At 74.7% G+C, this 18,376-nt stretch carries 13 protein-coding genes, 1 tRNA gene and 1 pseudogene; 5 read left to right on the top strand and 10 right to left on the bottom strand.

Annotated elements, in window-relative coordinates; translation table 11 throughout:
• Positions 1-87: 87 nt before the first annotated feature.
• Complete coding sequence (locus ABZ457_RS20380) at positions 88-1,497, bottom strand: amidase (RefSeq protein ID WP_359159085.1); 1,410 nt, start codon at positions 1,495-1,497, stop codon at positions 88-90.
• The gene (locus ABZ457_RS20375) at positions 1,478-2,440 is read right to left on the bottom strand and encodes a D-2-hydroxyacid dehydrogenase (RefSeq protein ID WP_359159083.1); all 963 of its coding nucleotides are present in this window, start codon (positions 2,438-2,440) and stop codon (positions 1,478-1,480) included. Before ABZ457_RS20375 ends, ABZ457_RS20380 begins: the two co-directional genes overlap by 20 nt.
• 164 nt (positions 2,441-2,604) lie before the next feature.
• Here ABZ457_RS20375 and ABZ457_RS20370 point away from each other — a divergent pair, with 164 nt between their 5' ends.
• The 4 genes from ABZ457_RS20370 (at position 2,605) to ABZ457_RS20355 (ending at position 7,433) form a co-directional block, all read left to right on the top strand.
• Positions 2,605-3,381 (top strand): aspartate/glutamate racemase family protein, encoded by a 777-nt coding sequence (locus tag ABZ457_RS20370; protein WP_359159081.1) that lies wholly within the window; start codon positions 2,605-2,607, stop codon positions 3,379-3,381.
• Positions 3,378-4,097: a decarboxylase gene (locus tag ABZ457_RS20365; RefSeq protein WP_359159079.1), complete on the top strand. Its 720-nt coding sequence runs from the start codon at positions 3,378-3,380 to the stop codon at positions 4,095-4,097. Before ABZ457_RS20370 ends, ABZ457_RS20365 begins: the two co-directional genes overlap by 4 nt.
• Positions 4,098-4,340: 243 nt before the next feature.
• On the top strand, positions 4,341-5,489 hold the full coding sequence (locus tag ABZ457_RS20360; RefSeq protein WP_359159095.1) for an LLM class flavin-dependent oxidoreductase: 1,149 nt from the start codon (positions 4,341-4,343) through the stop codon (positions 5,487-5,489).
• A gap of 258 nt (positions 5,490-5,747) precedes the next feature.
• Positions 5,748-7,433 carry a glycosyl hydrolase family 18 protein gene (locus ABZ457_RS20355; protein WP_359159077.1) on the top strand — a complete coding sequence of 562 codons (1,686 nt, stop codon included), beginning with the start codon at positions 5,748-5,750 and terminating at the stop codon, positions 7,431-7,433.
• A gap of 169 nt (positions 7,434-7,602) precedes the next feature.
• Here ABZ457_RS20355 and ABZ457_RS20350 read toward each other — a convergent pair whose 3' ends face one another.
• A complete protein-coding gene (locus ABZ457_RS20350) occupies positions 7,603-9,426 on the bottom strand; it encodes an EAL domain-containing protein (protein WP_359159075.1) in 1,824 nt (607 codons plus the stop codon).
• A gap of 389 nt (positions 9,427-9,815) precedes the next feature.
• Between ABZ457_RS20350 and ABZ457_RS20345 the strand changes: the two genes are divergently transcribed.
• The gene (locus tag ABZ457_RS20345) at positions 9,816-11,111 is read left to right on the top strand and encodes a M6 family metalloprotease domain-containing protein (RefSeq protein WP_359159073.1); all 1,296 of its coding nucleotides are present in this window, start codon (positions 9,816-9,818) and stop codon (positions 11,109-11,111) included.
• A 76-nt stretch (positions 11,112-11,187) separates the two neighbouring features.
• On the opposite strand, the gene ABZ457_RS20340 is transcribed toward ABZ457_RS20345, so the two are convergent.
• The 7 genes and pseudogenes from ABZ457_RS20340 to ABZ457_RS20310 form a co-directional block, all read right to left on the bottom strand.
• Positions 11,188-11,261, bottom strand: a tRNA-Lys gene (locus ABZ457_RS20340).
• Positions 11,252-11,881, bottom strand: a complete 630-nt coding sequence (locus ABZ457_RS20335; RefSeq protein WP_359159071.1) for a bifunctional DNA primase/polymerase — start codon at positions 11,879-11,881, stop codon at positions 11,252-11,254. The genes ABZ457_RS20340 and ABZ457_RS20335 overlap by 10 nt, the downstream gene beginning before the upstream one ends.
• Before the next feature lie 193 nt (positions 11,882-12,074).
• Entirely contained in the window at positions 12,075-12,425 is a 351-nt protein-coding gene (locus ABZ457_RS20330; protein ID WP_359159069.1) for a hypothetical protein, read from the bottom strand.
• A 120-nt stretch (positions 12,426-12,545) separates the two neighbouring features.
• Complete coding sequence (locus ABZ457_RS20325; RefSeq protein ID WP_359159067.1) at positions 12,546-13,922, bottom strand: AAA domain-containing protein; 1,377 nt, start codon at positions 13,920-13,922, stop codon at positions 12,546-12,548.
• Between the two features lie 14 nt (positions 13,923-13,936).
• Positions 13,937-15,526: a hypothetical protein gene (locus ABZ457_RS20320; protein WP_359159065.1), complete on the bottom strand. Its 1,590-nt coding sequence runs from the start codon at positions 15,524-15,526 to the stop codon at positions 13,937-13,939.
• A gap of 632 nt (positions 15,527-16,158) precedes the next feature.
• Positions 16,159-17,283: pseudogene (locus ABZ457_RS20315) on the bottom strand (hypothetical protein); the annotation flags it as partial.
• Entirely contained in the window at positions 17,213-18,247 is a 1,035-nt protein-coding gene (locus tag ABZ457_RS20310; protein WP_359159063.1) for a phosphatase PAP2 family protein, read from the bottom strand. The pseudogene ABZ457_RS20315 and the gene ABZ457_RS20310, both read right to left, overlap by 71 nt.
• Positions 18,248-18,376 lie beyond the last annotated feature (129 nt).

Here is an 18,376-nt window from a genome sequence, read left to right as displayed (position 1 = left end):
CATGACGGTGATCTTCGCGAACTCTCAGACCGCGAAGATCACCACCGTCGACTACAAGCAGCAGTTGATCAATTACCCAACACTTTCTCAGCCGGCCGGCTCCGGCGGGGCCGGGACGCCCGCCGCGCCCGCCGTGTAGAGGGCGTGCGCGGCGCGCAGGACCAGCGCGTCCGCGTGGCGGGCCGCGACGAGCTGGGCGGCGACGGGCAGCCCGTCCCCGTCCAGCCCGCACGGCACCGAGGCCGCCGGCTGCTGGGTGAGGTTGAACGGGTAGGTGAACGGGGTCCACCCCGTCCAGCGCCGCAGCCCCGACCCGGCCGGGGTCTCCCGGCCCGCCTCGAAGGCGGTGATCGGCAGGGCCGGGGTGACCAGCAGGTCGTACGCGGTGTGGAAGCGGCCCATCCGCCGGCCCAGGGCCATCCGCGTGTCCACCGCCGCCAGGTACTCCAGCGCGCTGCGCCGCGCGCCCTCCGCGCAGATCTCGCGCAGCCCCGGGTCCAGCAGCTCCCGCTGCCGCGGGCCCAGATGCTGCACCAGCCGGGCCGCCCCGGAGAACCAGAGGGTGTGGAACGCCTCGACCGGGTCGGCGAGATCCGGGTCCGCCTCCTCCACGTACGCGCCGAGGCCCGCCAGCGTCTCCACCAGCCGGCGCACGGCCGCCGCGACCGCCGGGCGGACCGCGACCTGCCCGCCGAGGGTGGGGGAGTAGGCGATGCGCAGCCCCTTCACCCCGTCCTCCAGACCGGAACGCGCGCTGCCGGCCGGGGCGGACTGGGACCAGTCCCGCCAGTCCGGCCCGCTCATCGCGTCCAGCATCAGCGCCGCGTCCGCCGCGTCCCGGGTCATCGGGCCGACGTGCGCCAGGGTCCCGAAGGGGCTGGAGGGGTACATCGGCACCCGGCCGTATGTCGGCTTCAGGCCGAAGATCCCGCAGAACGCGGCCGGGATGCGGATGGAGCCGCCGCCGTCCGTGCCGATGGAGAGCGGCCCCGCGCCGAGGGCCACGGCCGCCGCCCCGCCGCCGCTGGACCCGCCGCTGGTGCGGGAGAGGTCGTACGGATTGCGCGTGACGCCCTGGAGCGGGGAGTCCGTGACGCCCTTCCAGCCGAACTCCGGGGTCGTGGTCCGGGCGAGGAACACCGCGCCGTTGGCGCGGAGTCCGGCGACCGAGGGGGCGTCCTCCGTCCAGGGGCCCTCCGGCCGGACCGTCCGCGAGCCGCGCAGCGCCGGGGCGCCGCGCTGGAGGAGCAGGTCCTTCACGGTGACCGGCACGCCGTCCAGGAGACCCCGCGGCTCCCCTCTGCGCCACCGCGCGGCCGAGTCCTCCGCCTCGGCGAGGGCGCCCTCCGCGTCGATGTGGGTGAAGGCGTTGACGTGCGGCTGGATGGTCTCGACCCGTTCCAGCGCCGCGCGGATCGCGTCGACGGGGGAGAAGTCGCCCGTGCGGTAGCCGGCCAGGAGCCGGTGTGCGGTGAGGTCAGTCAGGCGAGTGGTCATGCATGGGGACGTACCCACGTTTCTTGTCGACCACGTTCGGCAGGGGCTTTCCGGCCGCCCACAGCTCGTACATCGCGACGAACTGCTCGCCGAGCCGGTCGCGCCAGCCGACCGTGTCACCGCTCATATGGGGCGAGACGATCAGGCCCGGCACGTCCCACAGCGGGCTGTCCGGGGTGAGGGGTTCGCTCTCGAAGACATCGAGGGCGGCGGCCTCGATCACCCGGTCCCGCAGCGCGGCCGCGAGGTCGGCCGCCACGACCAGCGGCCCGCGCCCCACGTTGACGAAGCGGGCGGAGGGCTGCATCAGCGCCAGGCGCCGGGCGTCGAACATGCCCCGGGTGGACTCCGTGAGCGGGGCCGCGCACACCACCCAGTCGGCGCGGGCGACGAGCGGGTCCAGGTCCTCCTCGCCGTGCACCCCGCGCCGGGCGGTGCGGCCGGTGACGGCGCAGGTCACCCCGAGGGCGCGCAGCACGGCGGCGATCTCCCGGCCGATCGGGCCCGCGCCGACCACGACCGCCCGGGTGCCCTCGACCGGCCGGGTCTCGCGGTGGTGCCAGCGGTGCTCGCGCTGCCGGTCCAGGGTGCGCGGGAGGTCCTTGGCCATCGCGAGGACCAGGGCGGCGACGTACTCGGCGATGGGCCGCTCGAAGATCCCGCGCGCGTTGGTGACGACGGTGGCGGAGGCGGCGAGTTCCGGACAGAGGAGCCGGTCCACCCCGGCGCTCGGGGTGTGCACCCAGCCCGGCCGCGGACCGTCCCCGGGCCAGGCCCGGCGGACCGCTTCCGAGGTGAAGTCCCACACCAACAGCACGTCCGCGGAGGGGAGTTCGGCGGCGAGGGAGTCCTCGTCGGCCCAGCGGACCCGGGCCCTGCCGGTGAGGGCGCCCAGACGCGGCGGGGGGTCGGCCGAGAGCACGAGAAGTGTCGGTTCGGACATCGTCCGGAAGCCACCTCGAAACGTCTGGGATGTATGGATTGACCCACGCTCGCACCCGAACCTACCGTCGTCAACAAGACGCCTGGCAGGCCCGGGCCGCCTGCCCCGCAGGGTCGGTCCGCTCCCGTGTGCCCGGCGCCGTCGTGCCCGAAAGGCAGGCCGCGATGGACGTCTCCTTCATCGGCGGACCCCAGCCGCAGCGCGGTCTGGGCGTGGTCGCCCCCTTCGATTTCGCGCTGGACCGCGAGCTCTGGCGCTGGGTCCCGGACGACGTCTCGCTCCATGTGACGCGCACGCCCTTCGTGCCCGTCGACGTCTGCCTGGACCTCGCCCGCATGGTCAGCGAGCACGAGACCCTGCGGGACGCGGTGCGCGCCCTCGGCGCCTGCGAGCCCCGGGTGGTCGCCTACGCGTGCACCTCCGGCAGTTTTGTCGGCGGCCTCGCCGGGGAACGCGCCATGTGCGAGGTGATGAGCGCGGCCGGCGGCATCCCGTCGCTGACCACGTCCGGCGCCCTGCTCGACGCGTTGCGCGAGCTGGGCGCCCGGCGGATAGCCGTGCTCACGCCCTATACGGAGTCGGTGACCCGGGCGCTGGAGGAGTATCTGTCGGAGGCGGGCGTGACGGTGACGGGCCGGGAGTTCCTCGGCCTCACCCGGCACATCTGGAAGGTGTCGTACCGCGAGGTGGTGGACATGGCCCGCAGGGTCTCGGCCACCGCGGCGGACGCGCTGTTCATCAGCTGCACCAACCTGCCCACCTACGACGTGATCCCCCAGCTGGAGGCCGAGCTGAGGATGCCGGTCGTCTCCGCCAACCAGGTCACGATGTGGTCGGCCCTGCGCGCCGTCGGCGCCCGCGCGGTCGGCCCCTATCAGGCTCTGCTGATGGACGCCGCGGCGAGACCGGCCGAGCCGGAAGGACAGGAGGGCGTGACATGACGACCGTGGGACTGCTGTACCCGGGACATTCCGCCGAGGACGACTACCCCCGCGTCGAGGCGCTGCTGACCGGGGTCAACGTCCCCGTGGTGCACACCGACATCGGCGAGGACGCCCACCGGGTGGACGCGCTGGTCGAGATGGGCTCGCCCGCCCGGCTCGCCGCCGGGGTCGAGGAGCTGCGCCTGTCCGGCGCGGAGTCCGTGGTGTGGGCGTGCACCAGCGGCTCGTTCGTGCACGGCTGGGAGGGGGCCCGGGAGCAGGTCCGGGCCTTGGCGCTGGCGGCCGGGCTGCCGGCGTCCAGCACCTCCTTCGCCTTCGTCCGGGCGACGGGCGAGGTGGGCGCGGCCCGGGTGGCGGTGGCCGCGACCTATCCGGCGGACGTGACCGAGCTGTTCGCCCGCTTCCTCGGGGACGCGGGGATCGAGGTCGTCGGCACGCACGCGGGCGGGATCGTGACGGCGGCCGAGGTGGCGACCTGGGGGCCGGACGAGGTGCTGGCCCTGGTGCGCGGGGCGGACAGGCCCGAGGCGGAGGCGGTCCTCGTCCCGGACACCGCGCTGCACACGGTGGCGCTGCTGCCGGAGCTGGAGAAGGCGGTGGGCAAGCCGGTGCTCACGGCGAACCAGGTCACGGTCTGGGAGGGCCTGCGGCTGGCGGACCGGCACGGCGTCTGGTCGGACGAGCTGGGCGCCCTCTTCGCGCGCAAGGACTGAGCGCGCGGGGCCCGGACCCCGGTCCGGGCCGCCGGATTCCCGGGCGCCAACCGCCGGATTCCCGGTCCCGGCCCGCTCATCCCGGCCCCGCGCGTCCCGGCCTCCGGGAATAAGCGGAGACACCCTCCTGTTGTGCGTCGGAGTACCTTCCCCGCACCCAGGAGGACCCCGGTGGACCCGGTCACCCCAGCCGACGCGACCGACGAGACGCCCGCGCCCGGAACGGCCGCCCGGGCCGACGGTATCCGCGCCACCGCGGCCGGCACCGCCCCCGTACCGCTCTCCGTCCTCGACCTCGTCACGGTCGGCGCGGGCCGCACCGCCTCCGACGCGCTGTGCACCAGCGTGGCCCTCGCGAAGCTCGCCGAGAGCCGCGGCTACCACCGCCACTGGGTTGCCGAACACCACTCGATGCCGGGCGTCGCCTCCTCCTCCCCGGCCGTGATCCTCGCCCATCTCGCCGCCCACACGGAGAGGATCCGGCTCGGCTCGGGCGGGGTGATGCTGCCCAACCACGCGCCCCTGGTGATCGCCGAGCAGTTCGGCACCCTGGAGGCGCTGGCCCCGGGCCGGATCGACCTGGGTCTCGGCCGCGCGCCCGGTACGGACGGGGCCACGGCCGCCGCCCTGCGCCGCACCGACACCCTGAACGAGGGCGCCGACGACTTCCCGCAGCAGCTCGCCGAGCTGACCCGCTTCCTCGACGACGACTTCCCCGACGGCCACCCCTACGCGCGCATCCACGCCGTCCCCGGCCCGGTCCAGGCGACCTCCGCGGGCGGCGTCCAGTTGCCGCACCGGCCGCCGGTGTGGCTGCTCGGCTCGTCCGGCTTCAGCGCCCGGCTCGCCGGGATGCTCGGGCTGCCGTTCGCCTTCGCCCACCACTTCTCGGCGGCCAACACGCTGCCCGCGCTGGAGCTCTACCGGGACAGCTTCCGGCCCTCCGCCGTGCTGGACGCCCCCTACGCGCTGATCGGCGTCGCCGCCCTGGCGGCCGAGGACGAGCGGGAGGCCCGGCGGCAGGTGCTCACGGGCGCGCTGTCGATGCTGCGGCTGCGCACCGGGCGGCCCGGTCTGATCCCGACGCCCGAGGAGGCCGAGGCGTACCGGTTCTCGCCCCTGGAGCGGGAGTTCGCCGACAGCTGGCTCGGCAACATCGTGCACGGCACCCCCGACGCGGTCCGCGCCGGTCTCGACGCCCTCCAGCGGCGCACCGGCGCCGACGAGCTGATGATCACGGCCAACGCGCACGGTGGCGATGTCCGCCTGCACAGCTACGAGTTGATCGCGGACGCCTACGGTCTGCCCACCGCTCCGGTCCCCGCGGGTGTCCCCGCCGACGCACCGGCCGCCGTGCCCGCCGGCGCACCGGCCTCGGTCCCGGCCGGGTAAAACCTGGGTTTCGCGCACGGAGTGGTTCATGCCTCAACCGCTCGGCGGGAAGCCCCTTAACGGACCCTTAAACCGCTCGTCACCCCGGTGGCGAGCGGTTCTCTTCTGTCATCTCACCGCTCTGACAAGGGGTTTCGCCGCGAAAATGGTCTAGTCCTCATTTTGGTTCGGACCATTGACGCGGGGTTCGCCGGATCGCTATCACTGCTGCAGCCCAGTGCTTCACCGTCCCATCCGCACACCCCCCGGAGGCCGCACGTGCGCTCCCGCAGACCCTTGATCGCGGCACTGACCACCGCCGCGCTCGCCGCCGGCGCCCTGGCCGGAATCGCCGGACTCGGCACCGCCCAGGCAACCGACAGCGCCGCGCCCGCCGCCGCCTCCGCGGGCGGAGTGAAGATCGCCTACTACGACCAGTGGAGCATCTACGGCAACGCCTTCTACCCCAAGCACCTCGACACCCGGGGCATCGCAGGCAAGCTGGACGTCATCAACTACTCGTTCGGCAACATCCACCCGACCGACCTGACCTGTTTCATGGCCAACAAGGCGGCGGGCGACGACAACAACCCCAACGCCGGTGACGGCGCGGGCGACTCCTACGCCGACTACCAGCGCACCTTCAGCGCGGCGGACAGCGTCGACGGCGTGGCCGACACCTGGAACCAGCCGATCGTGGGCGTCTTCAACCAGTTCAAGGAGCTGAAGGCGAAGTACCCCCACCTGAAGATCAACATCTCCCTCGGCGGCTGGACGTACTCCAAGTACTTCCACGACGCGGCCAAGACCGACGCGAGCCGCAAGAAGCTCGTCTCCTCCTGCATCAAGCAGTACATCAAGGGCGACCTGCCCGTGGAGGGCGGCTTCGGCGGACCCGGCACCGCGGCCGGGATCTTCGACGGCATCGACATCGACTGGGAGTACCCGGGCTCGGACGGCGGCCACCTCGGCAACCACTACGGCCCCGAGGACAAGCAGAACTTCACCCTCCTCCTCGCCGAGTTCCGCAAGCAGCTCGACGCGGAGGGCGCCGCCAACGGCGGCAAGAAGTACCTGCTGACCGCGGCACTCCCGGCCGGCCAGGACAAGATCAAGCACATCGAGACCGACAAGATCGGCGCGTACCTCGACTACGCGAACATCATGACGTACGACATGCACGGCGCCTGGGACGGCGACGGGCCCGCGTACCACCAGTCGCCGCTGTACTCCCCGGCCTCGGACCCGACCGACCCGATCGCCCCGGGGACCCAGAAGTACTCGATCGACAACGCCATCGACTCCTACATCGACGGCAACCCGGCCTACGGCGTCACCGGCGGATTCCCCGCGGGCAAGCTGACCCTCGGCTACGAGTTCTACTACCGCGGCTGGAAGGGCGTCCCGGCGGCCAACAACGGCCTCGGCGGCAGCGCCACCGGCGGTTCGGCGGCCCGCCCGCTGAGCCAGCAGGCCGGTATCGCGCACTACAAGGAGCTCGGCGGCATCGTCGACAACCCGGCCACCACCTTCTGGGACGACCAGGCGAAGGCCTCGTACTTCTACAAGGACGGCGAGTTCTTCACCGGCCTCGACAAGAAGGCGATCCAGGCCCGGGTGGCCTACGCCCAGGAGCGCGGCCTCGGCGGCGCGATGATGTACTCGCTGCTCGGCCTGGACGAGAACACCACGCTGCTCAACGAGATCGTGGCCGCGACCGGCGGGACCACCCAGCCCCCGGTCACCGCCCCGCCCACGACCACCCCGCCGACCACCATCCCGCCCACGACCGAGCCCCCGGCCGGCAGCTGCTCCGCCGCCGCGTGGGTGAAGGAGACCGCCTACTCCGGCAACGCCCAGGTCTCCCACAACGGCCGCACCTGGAAGGCCAAGTGGTGGACGCAGGGCGAGGAGCCGGGAACCACGGGCGAGTGGGGCGTCTGGCAGGACCTGGGAGCCTGCTGACCCCCGCCCCGCCCCGGGCCTGAACGACCCCGTCCCCCCAGGCCCCCCACAGGCCGCCGCCCCCGACCGGTAACCAACCCGGCCGGGGGCGGCCGGCGTTGTGGCGCGGCCCCTGGCGGGTGGCGCGGCCTGGGACCGGCGGTCCCGGGGCCGGGCCGGCGCCGGTGGTTCAGCCCGCGGCGGCCGCCTGGCGGGGGCGCTCGGCCAGCATCTCGGTGATCCGCTCCGGGGCCACCGCCCGCGAGTACAGCCACCCCTGCCCGGTGTCGCAGCCGATCCGCCGCAGCCGGGACGCCTGCCCCGAGGTCTCCACGCACTCCGCCGTGACCGTGAGCCCCAGCCGGTGCGCCAGCTCCACCAGGGCCTCCACGATCGTCTCGTCGGCCGGGTTGGCGTGCGCCTCGTCCTGGAAGCCGCGTACGAAGGTCCCGTCGAGCTTCAGTGCGGAGACCGGCAGCCGGCTGAGGTAGGCGAGGTTGGAGTAGCCCGTCCCGAAGTCGTCGATGGCGATGCGCACACCCATGTCGCTGAGCGCCCGCAGGGCTTGGAGGGGCCGTCCGGCCGAGCCCATCACGGCCGACTCGGTCAGCTCCAGCTGGAGCAGCCTCGGCGGCAGCCCGGTCTCGGCGAGGATCTCGGCGACATCCGCCACCAGGTCCGAGTCCCACACCTGCCGCACCGCCACGTTGACGGAGACGAACAGCGGCTCCACGTCCGGGTGGTCGAGCTGCCAGCGCCGGGCCTGCCGGCAGGCCGTGCGCAGCACCCACCGTCCGAGCTGCACGATCGAGCCGTCCTCCTCGGCGATCTGGACGAACCGATTCGGCGTGAGCAGGCCGAAGCGCGGATGGTTCCAGCGCACCAGGGCCTCGACGCCGAGGGTCGCGCCGTCCGCCAGACCGACCAGCGGCTGGTACTCCAGCGCGAACTCCCCGCGTTCCACCGCCGGGCGGAGGGTGGAGGCCAGGGCCTGGCGGGTCATCCGGTTGGCGTTGCGCTCGGGGTCGAACAGGGTCCAGCGGGCCCGCCCGTCCTCCTTCGCCCAGTACAGGGTGGTGTCGGCGGCCTGCATCAGCGCGGTGGCCGTGGTCCCTGCCGCCGCCCGTTCCACCACCCCGATCGAGGCCGACACCGACAGCCGGTGCCCGGCGAGGTCGAAGGGCTGCTGGAGTGCCGCGAGGACGCACCGGGCCAGGTCGGCGAGTTGCTCGGTGCCGGTGGAGTCCTCCACCAGGATCGCGAACTCGTCCCCGCCGAGCCGGGCGACGAGATGGCCGCAGCCGAGGTCCGCCCCGCCGTCCGCGCAGGCCGTGAGCCGGGCCGCGACGGCGGCGAGCAGCCGGTCGCCCACCCGGTGGCCGAGGGTGTCGTTGACCGCCTTGAACCCGTCCAGGTCCAGGTAGCAGAGGCCGACCCGGCCCGTGGAGCCGTGGTCGTAGGGCCCGGCCTCCAGGGCGGCGGTGAGGCGTTCGAAGAACAGGGTCCGGTTGGGCAGCCGGGTCACCGGGTCGTGCAGTTGCAGATGGCGCAGCCGGGCGTGGAGTTCGCGCCGGTCGCTGATGTCGGCGACGGAGAGCAGGACGTCACCCGTCTCGGGAACGGGGGAGACGGTGACCTCGGCCCACAGGGCGCGCCCGTCGGGGTGCTTGAGGCGCCGGGTGCAGCGGAAGCGCGAGCGGCGGCCGCGCAGCACCTCGCGGTAGGCGTGCCAGGTGCGGGCGTCGGAGGAGAGGTCGATGAGGTCGGCGGCGTGCCGGGCGCTCAGGTCGGCCGGGCGGCTGCCCAGCAGGGTGGCGAGGGCGTCGTTGGCCCGGACGACCACGCCTTCGGGGTCCACCACGGCCATGGCGAGCTGGGCCGCGTTGAACGCGGCACGGTAGTCCCGCAGTTCGGTGTGGCCCGGGCCCGTTCCGTGACGTTCCGTAACCGCCGGCCGGGTGCTTTCCGGGACTCCGACGCCCGCGGGCCCTTGCCCTTCGGAGGTACCGCTCACCGCTCACTCCCGCATGCAGTGTGTCGTACAGGGTCGTTCACAACCGGTCGGCAGAGGGGCCGCCCGTGGCATTCGGTGAAGTAATCCCGGGGAATTCGGGGAAAGTGTGCCGATCATAGAGGCTGCCGAGCCGGCCGGTCGGCCGTGCGGGTGTCCCCGAGGGCCGCAGCCGATCATGGTCGATCGTTTCTGCGCGGGTCATGGGCGGGCTCTGACGTGAGCTGACCGAATGTGACGTTCCGTGGGCCGCCGGAGTGTCGCGGGCATCTCGACCCCGCATCGACCCGGTGTCGGCCCGGTCACCCGGGTGGGGCACCGGAACAGGGCATACCGCCGCAAAGCATCACAGGGTGGGTGAGGCATCCCGCATTCCGGAGCCGGAGGTCCACGTGGAGGGTCAGCGCGCGCCCCAGGGAACACCCGGGAGAGTGGAACGGTCCCGCCCGCGCAGCGCCGCCGCGGCCGTCACCTCCCTGCTGGCCTTCGCCGCGACCTCGCTCGTCGCGGGCCCCGCCGTGGCCTCCCCCTCCGCCGGGCCCTGCGCACTGCCGCGCACCGCCGCCCACCACTCCCTGGGCCTGGACACCTGGAACACCGCCTACCCGAAGCCGGTCTCCTCGCTCGACGCGGTCATGGTCTTCCTGTCGTTCCCGGACTCGGTGCCGCTGAACACCCCCGCCGAGCTGACCGCCGACCACTTCCCGGCCACCGGGGACTTCTTCCGGAACGCCTCCTACGGCGCGTTCGACCTGCGCGTCGACGCGCGCACCGAGTGGCTGGAGATGCCGCGGGCGTCCGTCCGCTACGACATAAGGCGCGACTGGGACCCGGACCGGCGGAGCGACTACCTCCGGGACGCGATCCGGGCCGCCGACGACCGGGTGGACTTCTCCCGCTACGACATCGTCTACCTGGTCGCCGACCCGGACGCGCCGGGCGTCGACTCGGACGCGACCAAGGTGGTCAACTTCGACCGGCCGCTGGAGGTCGACGGCACCGAGATCCGGCGGGTCGTCACCGTCTTCGAGCGCCACCCGCCGGACCGCAACGTCCTCGCCCATGAGACCGGGCACGTCTTCGACCTGCCGGACCTCTACCACCGGCCGATGGACGGCAACGGCGACTGGGACACGCACGTCGGCGACTGGGACGTGATGGGCAGCCAGTTCGGACTCGCCCCCGACCTCTTCGGCTGGCACAAGTGGAAGCTCGGCTGGCTCGGCCCGTCCGAGGTCCGCTGCGTCAACGGCGCCGCCCCGGAGCGGGTCGCCGCCGGGCCGCCCGGCAGCGGGACCCTGGTGACGCTGGAACCCCTCTCCGCCCCGCCCGTGCACGGCGCCGGCCTGGGAACCCGGCTCGCGGTCGTGCGCACCGGGCCGGACAGCGCCCTCGCGGTCGAGGCGCGCACCGCGACCGGCAACGACGCGTACACCTGCACGGAGGGCGTCCTGCTCTACCGGGTGGAGGGCGACGCGGCCTCCGGCGGGGGGCCGGTGGAGGTGGTGGACACGCACCCGGAGACCGAGGCGTGCGCGGAGCAGTCGGTCTACCCGCCGCTCGCCGACGCGCCGCTGCGGGAGGGCGAGACCTTCACGACGCGGGACCCGGACGGCGGCCGGACCCGGATCGAGGTGCTGGACCGGACGCCGGCGGGGGCGTGGAACGTCCGGATCACCACGGAGTGACCGGCGGCCCGTGCGCCGGTGGTGCCGCGCGACGCGAGAAGGCCCCTCGCTCTCGCGAGGGGCCTTCCGCCGTCTGTGCGCCGCCAGGGACTCGAACCCCGGACCCGCTGATTAAGAGTCAGCTGCTCTAACCAACTGAGCTAGCGGCGCCTGCTGACGTCGTAGACCTTAGCATCCTGATCGGCGGGAGGAAAAATCGATACCCGCACGCCCGTCCGGGCCGGTGTGCGGGCGGCCCGGACGCAGGCCCAGAGCAGTACCTCGGGTCCCGGAAGCCAGGGATGCCGGGTGTCCGGCGCCACCAGCCAGCGCGGCGCGGAGGGGGACTCGGCGGGGGTCAGGGGCGGCACGGTCACCGCGTCACCGGTCCCGTGGCAGATCAGCGGCGGCACCGCGTCCCCCCACTCTTCCCAGTGCAGCAGTGCGGGGAGGCGCTGGGCGGAGCCGGGGGTGGCGAAGAGCATCATCCGGCCCCGGTGCATCGCGACCGGGCCGGAGCCCGGCCCCTCGCCCCAGAGCCGGTCGAGCATCCGGCGCCCGAAGGTCGCGGGCACGTTCACCACGTCGAACACCGTGCCGCAGGGAAGGACGACGGGCCGGTCGGGGTGGTCCTCCCACCGCGCCAGCGCCGATCGCGGAAAGGTCTCCGCGGAGGCGAGCCACGCGGCGCCCTGCGGGGTGACGTCGGTGACGTGGTCGCGGCCGTCCTCCCGCAGCAGGGTGAAGACGTCCGTGCCAGCAGTGTCCCGGTCTCGCAGCCATGCGCTCATACCGTCCAGGTGTACCCGGGGTAACGGATTCGTTCCGCAGAGTTGGCAGAACCGGGGACAAGGGGGCATGTGGAGGAGTATCGTGCCGCGCCCACGTTCGCGCGGCATATGCGGCGGCCGGGTGGCGGGGCCGCCGCACGACCCGGCAGGGCGCGGCCCGGGGGCCGGGGGCGGGCCGTACGGGGCGCGGGGGTCAGCCGCTCGTTGAGTCGCCGCCGGCGAGGAGGCCGCGGCCGAACTCGATCATCTTGCGCGCGTAGTCCTCGGTCCAGCCCGCCCGCTCGCCGATGTCGGCGGGGGTGAGCCGGTCGAAGCGCCGCGGGTCGGCGAGCTGGGCTGCCGCGAGGGCCTGGTACTCCACGGCCCGGTCGGTCGCCGCCCGGAACGCCAGGGTCAGCTCCGTGGAGCGGGCCAGCAGCTCCACCGGGTCCTCGATCGACTCCAGGTCGAAGAAGTGCTCGGGATCGGCGGCGGCCTCCGAGGGCTCGAAGATCAGCGGGGCCGGCCGCAGCCTGCGCTCGGTCGTCCGCTCGGGTTCCGCCATGTGCGCACTCCTCCTCGTACCGGCTCCCGTACCGGTCCGGGACCGGTCGTACCAAGGGCCCGGACTTCCGGGCCGTCTTCCATTGTCCCGCGCGGCGCAAGAGGGCCCGCGTGGGATGCGTCACGGACGCCAGGCGACCCGGTGCTCGCCCAGATGGGCCAGGACCGCGTGGTTCGCCTCCCAGCCGTCCGGGAACTTGATCGAGACGCCGAGCTGCACCGGCTCGGTCGACGGGTGCTCGTCCAGCAGGCCCGTCACCCCCTCCCGGCACACCACGATGCACGCGTGCCGGTGGCGGGAGGCGAGCACGCACAGCCGGCCGGTCTCCAGGTGGAACGCCGTCGCGTCGGGCCGCCCGGACAGCGGGTGGAGGACCACGGTCACGTCGTACTCGCGGCCCTGGAGGCGGTTGGCCGTGTCCACGGTCACCCCGGTGACGCCCAGTTCGGCGAGGGCCGCGCGGACCGCCGCCGCCTGGTCCCGGTGGGCGGTGCCGACGGCGATCCGGCCCGCCGTCAGCGGCGCCGGGTCGGGCGAGCGCTCCGAGACGGTGGCGCCGCCCCGCTCCAGCAGCCGCCGCACCACCCGCGCGACCGCGCCCACCGCCTCCGGGTCCGTGCGCGGGGTGTGCCGGGCGGGCAGCTCCAGCAGCCCCCAGCCGGCCGCGGCGGCCTCGTCGATCACCCGGTCCGGCCCGGAGCCGTCGGACGCCACCCCGAAGCTCAGCCGCCGCTCGCCGTGCCCCGTACCGCTGCGGAACGGGGTGTACGGGTAGAACGCGTCGGACACCAGCGGGGCCGCCGAGGCCGGGAGCCGCCAGGAGACGGGCAGCCGGTGCTGCGGCAGGTCCGGGTTGTGCGCGAGGAGGGTGGACACCGCGCTGGCGGACGGGTCGTACGACAGCCCGGCCCACTGCTCGGAGCCGACCACCGCGAACGGGTCGAGCTGGCCCGGGTCCCCGACGAACAGGGCCCGCTCGAACAGGCCCGCCACGGCGAGCAGCGCGTCGGAGCGCATCTGGTACGCCTCGTCGACGATCGCGTGCCCCCACGGCTCCACGCCCTGCACATGGGCCCACTTGGCGGCCGTCGAGACCACCACGTCCAGCCCGGCGAGGTCGGCCGCCTTCCCGGAGGCGCGCACCTGGTCCAGGGCGTCGAGGGCCTTGTCGTACGGGTCGGAGTCGCTGGAGTGCAGCCGGCCCACCGGCAGCTCCGGCGCCTTCTCGGCGATCCGCAGGACCAGATCGTCCACCTGCGCGTTCGTCTGGGCGACGATCATCAACGGGCGTCCGGCGGCGGCCAGTTCGAGGGCGGCGCGCACCACCAGGGTCGACTTGCCCGCGCCCGGCGGGGAGTCGACGACCACACCGCGCGCCGTCCCGTGCAGGGTGTCGCGCAGGATCGCGGCGGTCGCGCGGCCCGCCTCCGCGCCCGGGTCGAACCCGGCGGACGGGCTCGTCACGGGCGCCGGCGGGGCGGCAGGGCCGGGCGTCACAGCGGCTCCTCCGGTCACAGCAGGTCCTCCGGGGTGACGGCGTCGGGGCGTTCGGCGAGATCGGTCTGCGGCGGGCCGCCGTGGGTCCACGGCGTCTCCTCCGGGTCGGGCAGCTTGGGGCCGCCGCGCTGCTCGTGCTCGAACAGGGTCCAGGCGATCCGGTCGCCCTTGGCCGGGACGGACCCCTCGGCGGGCTCCTTGCCCCGGCCCATCCGGTCGGTGATCCGCAGAACGAGGACGCCGTCCGCCTCGGCCCGCACGAACTCGGCCGTCTGCGGCTTGCCGCCGAGGGAACGGAACACCTTGGTCCGCTCGCCCAGATGCGGCTGGTCGTCCGTGCGCACGGTGACCAGCGGGCGGGGGCTCGGCCGCTTCGACTCCGACCAGGCCATCTCCACGTCGAGCACCTCGGAGGCGAACGCCTCGCCCGCCAGCCGGAACGAGGCCAGCACCAGCGGGTCGTCCAGGGCCTCCTGGGCGTCGAGCTGGGCCTGCGCGGTCTCCCGGGCGGCCAGCTTCTGCGCGGCGGTGACCGCGTCGTCCCGCCGGGGCTGGGGCGGCTCGCCCGCGCGGACCCGGTCCCGGTGGGCGGTGAACGACCAGCGGTCTCGCGTCCAGCGGTCGGCCACCCGGGAGCCCTCCGGCAGGGCGCGGACCAGCTCCAGGGTCCGCCACACCGCGTCCCACGTCGGGCGGGTCACCGAGGCGACCAGACGGCGGATCTCCCGTTCGGCGCGGTGCAGTTCGGCCAGTTTCTCGTCGGCGCTCGCACCGTCCTCGGCCGCCTCCAGCAGCCGGCGCGCCCGGTCGAAACGCTCCATCGCGGGCGCGAGGAGCCGGTTGTCGAAGGCGGGGTCGGTGGCCGGTCCGGCGGGCGGGCAGAGCAACTGGCCCTCCCCGTCCCGGGCCAGCTCGGCCCGGAGCGCCGCCTCGGCCCCGGTCTCGCCCCCGGGCGGGTCGACCCAGGAGAGCAGGGCGCCGAGGTGCTGGTCCTCCAGGGAGGACTGGCCCGTCGCCCAGTGCCGGTTGAGCAGATCGGTGGCGGCGAGCAGCAGCGAGGAGCCGGGCACCCGGGCGCGCTCGCCGTAGTGGGTGAGCCAGCGGCCCAGCAGCGGGACCCGCGGGGGCGCGGGGTACGGAGTGTCCGGATCCTGTTCGGCGGTGCGGCGGAAGCGGGTGGAACGCCCGAGCAGGCGCAGGTACTCGACGCCGGCCCGGCCGGGGACCACGATCTGCGGCGCGTCCGCGCAGAGGTCGACCTCGACCTTGACCTTCTTGCCGGTCTCCGGGTCGGTCTCGGACCGCTCGGCCGGCTCCACGTCGTCCGCGTAGGCGTCGAGATGGGGGAGGACGGCCTCCGCCAGCTCGGTGAGGAACTGCGCGCGCAGCTCGCGGTCGCGCGGCTGGGCGACGACGAGCAGCCGCGGCTCGGCCGGGTCGGTCCCGACGAGCGCGCCGAGGGGCGCGCCGGCCTCGCCGGCCGTGGTCAACGGGACGAGCACCAGCGGCCGTTCGGAGACCCGGCGGTGCCGCACGGTCGTCAGCGGCTGGGCCCGGCCGGACTCGACGGCCTCCAGCCGGGCGAGGGTGGCGATCAGCGACACATCGCCTCCCCGGCGCGGGTGGCGGCGGGGTGGCCGGCGCCGGCCGTGCCGCCCGGCCCGGCGGTCCGGGCCGGCCCGGACCCGGCGTCCCTGGTCGGGTGGCCCTCGGCGACGGCGGGACCGGCTGCGCCGGGTGCCCCGGTGGGCCGGGGCACTTCGGGCCCGGGCCCGGCGGCCGGGCCGGGTGCCCCGGCGTTCGTCGGGGCTTCGGCTCGTCGGGCCGTGTCGGGGCCCGTCGCGGAGGGCCGGGCGCCGTCAGCCGGTCCGGCCGGCGCCGGGGGTCCGGCGGTGCCGACCGCCGCGGGCCCGGCCCCGGTGGGCCGGTGCGCTTCGGGCCCGGGCCCGGCGGCCGGGCCGACGGTGGCTCCGGGTCCCGCCGCCGCTGAGGGTCCGGCGGTGCCGACCGCCGCGGGCGCCGTTCCGGCGGCCGCACGCGCATCGGCTTCGGCAGGCCCCGCCTCGCCGGCCGGGCCGGCGGTCGGGAACGGCCCGGGGGCAGGCCCAGCCCCGGCAGCCCCGGCCGTTGCCGGGGTTCCGGCGGTGCGGACCGGCGTGGGCGCCGTCCCGGCGATCGTCTGCGAGTCGGCATGGGTGGGCCCCGGCCCGGCGGGTGTGCGGGCCGGGGGGATGCTCGCGGCCGTGAGGGACTCGGTGCGGAGGGCCGCGGCGCGGCGGAGGGCGGCGACCGCGGGGTCGTGGGGGTCGCCCGCTTCGCCGCGGGCGGCGGACAGGACCTCGCCGATGGTGGTCAGGCCGCCGAGTTCGCCCCGGACCGAGCGGCCCAGCGACTCCACCGCACCGGCGAGGCGGGCCCGGTCGCGGCAGTGGAACGCCAGCTCGCAGGCGGCCAGGCACTCGGGCGCGTATGCGTGGGGGATCTGCTCGACGGCCTCGGTCAGTTCCTCCCGGGTGCGCTCTCCGACGTCGAAGGTCACGCCCTCCGGGACCGTCGCCGCGATCTCGTCGAGCCGGGTCAGCCGGGCCAGCTGGCGGCGGGTGACGGCGAGTTGCTTGCGGACGTCGACCACGGAGGCGGTCGGCATGTTGGTGAAGTCCTTCGGGCAGACCAGCAGCACCTGGTGGGCCACGGACGCGCCCTCGGTCACGCAGGCGACCCGCTCCAGGGCGAGCACGTACACCGCGGCCTGCCGGGCGGCCGCGCCCACCTTGGCCGCGTCCGCCGAGGCGTCGATCATCGGGAAGGACTTGATCTCCACGACCGTCCAGCGCCCGTCGGGGTGGACGACCACCGCGTCCGGTTCCAGATAGGCGGGGGAGCCCGCGACCTCCAGCGCCAGCATCGGGTGGTCCAGCAGCGTGTACGCCCCCGACCCGGCGCCCGCCTCGGTCGCCTCCCGCAGCGCGAGAGCGGTCCGGGCGGCCCGGCCCTGGGGGCCCGACGCGGCCAGCTCGGGGACGCGGACCTCTCCCGGGTCCTCCAGTCCGAGCAGCCGCATCAGCTCCCGGCCGCCGTCGCCCTTGACCCGGGCCTCGAAGGCGTTGCCCCGCATGAACGCGAACTGGGACTGGCCCCGGTCGGAAGGTGAGCCCAGGGCCGCGGCGAGCGCCGTCTTGTCCACCCCGGCGCCGTCGAGCAGTGCTCTGCGCCGGCACCCGGGGTTGGCGGCGAGGGCCGCGAGAGCGCGGGCGTCCAGCGGATGCGGCTGCGCGGCCGGGCCGCGCAGCTCAGCGAGCCGCTGCCTGAGGGCTGTCGTCGGCGCCTGCGGAGGAGGTGCGCTGTCCGGGGATTCGCTCACCCGCGGAAGTCTCGCATCCGCCACCGACAACGCGGGCGGGTTCGGGGGCGGGGCCACCCCCGGCGGACACTCCGGGGCGCGTGGCGGGGGCCGCCGGGGCCGCGGCGGCCCCCGCGCCGGGGTGCCCGCCCGCGGCAGCCGGGGCCGCCGGGCTCGTGGCGGGGGCAGGACCGGGGTGCGCCGGGGCCGCCGGGGTACGCGCGCCGAGGCGGGCGCGGACCGTCGCGCCCGCCCGGTCCGCGAAGCGCAGGGCGTACGGGGTGAGGAGCAGGCCGAGGCCCATGACCGCCGCCCCGGCGACCGCGTCCAGGAAGTAGTGGTTGGCGGTGCCCATCACCACGACCGTGGTGACCAGCGGATACGCCACGCCGAGGGCGCGGACCGCCGGGGAGCGGCCGTGGAGCCAGAGCAGCACCCCGCACCACAGTGCCCAGCCGACGTGCAGGCTCGGCATCGCCGCGTACTGGTTGGTCATCCCGCCCAGCCCGCGCGGGGCGCTCGCCTCGCCGCCCCACCAGCCGTAGGAGCTGTACTGGGCCATGGTGTCGACGAAGCCGTGGGAGGCGTCCAGCAGCCGGGGCGGGCAGGTCGGCATGAGCGTGAAGCCGACCAGACCGAGCAGGGTGGAGACCATCAGCCAGGTGCGGGCGGCCCGGTAGCGCGCCGGGCGGCGGCGGAAGAGCCAGACCAGGACCGCCGGGGTGACCAGGTAGTGCAGGGTCGCGTAGAGGAAGTCGGCGGGTATGCCGATCGCGGGCACCTCGGTGAAGAGACGATTCAGCGGGTGCTCGGCGTTGAGCAGGAGGGCCTTCTCGGCCCGGAGTATCGCGAGTCCGTGGTCGACCGCCGTGGAGACGTCGCCCCGGGCCAGCAGCCGGCCCGCCGAGTACGCCGCGTAGACCACGCCGAGCAGCACCAGTTCGGTCCACCAGCGGGGCCGGTCGTGCTGTCCGGGGTGCGGCATCCTGTCGGTCTCCGTCTCGGCTCGGCGTACCCGTCCTGGATCGCTCGTGGTCCCACGTGGTCGCACATGGTCGTGTGCTGTCGCTCTTGGTCGTCGTGGTGAGGACGCGGAGATCGTCCCGGAGGTTGC

Source organism: Streptomyces sp. NPDC005805, from assembly GCF_040630445.1.
Classification (GTDB): domain Bacteria; phylum Actinomycetota; class Actinomycetes; order Streptomycetales; family Streptomycetaceae; genus Streptomyces.
The sequence above is the reverse complement of the archived record's forward strand: the minus strand, read 5'-3'. Positions and strand labels throughout refer to the sequence as shown.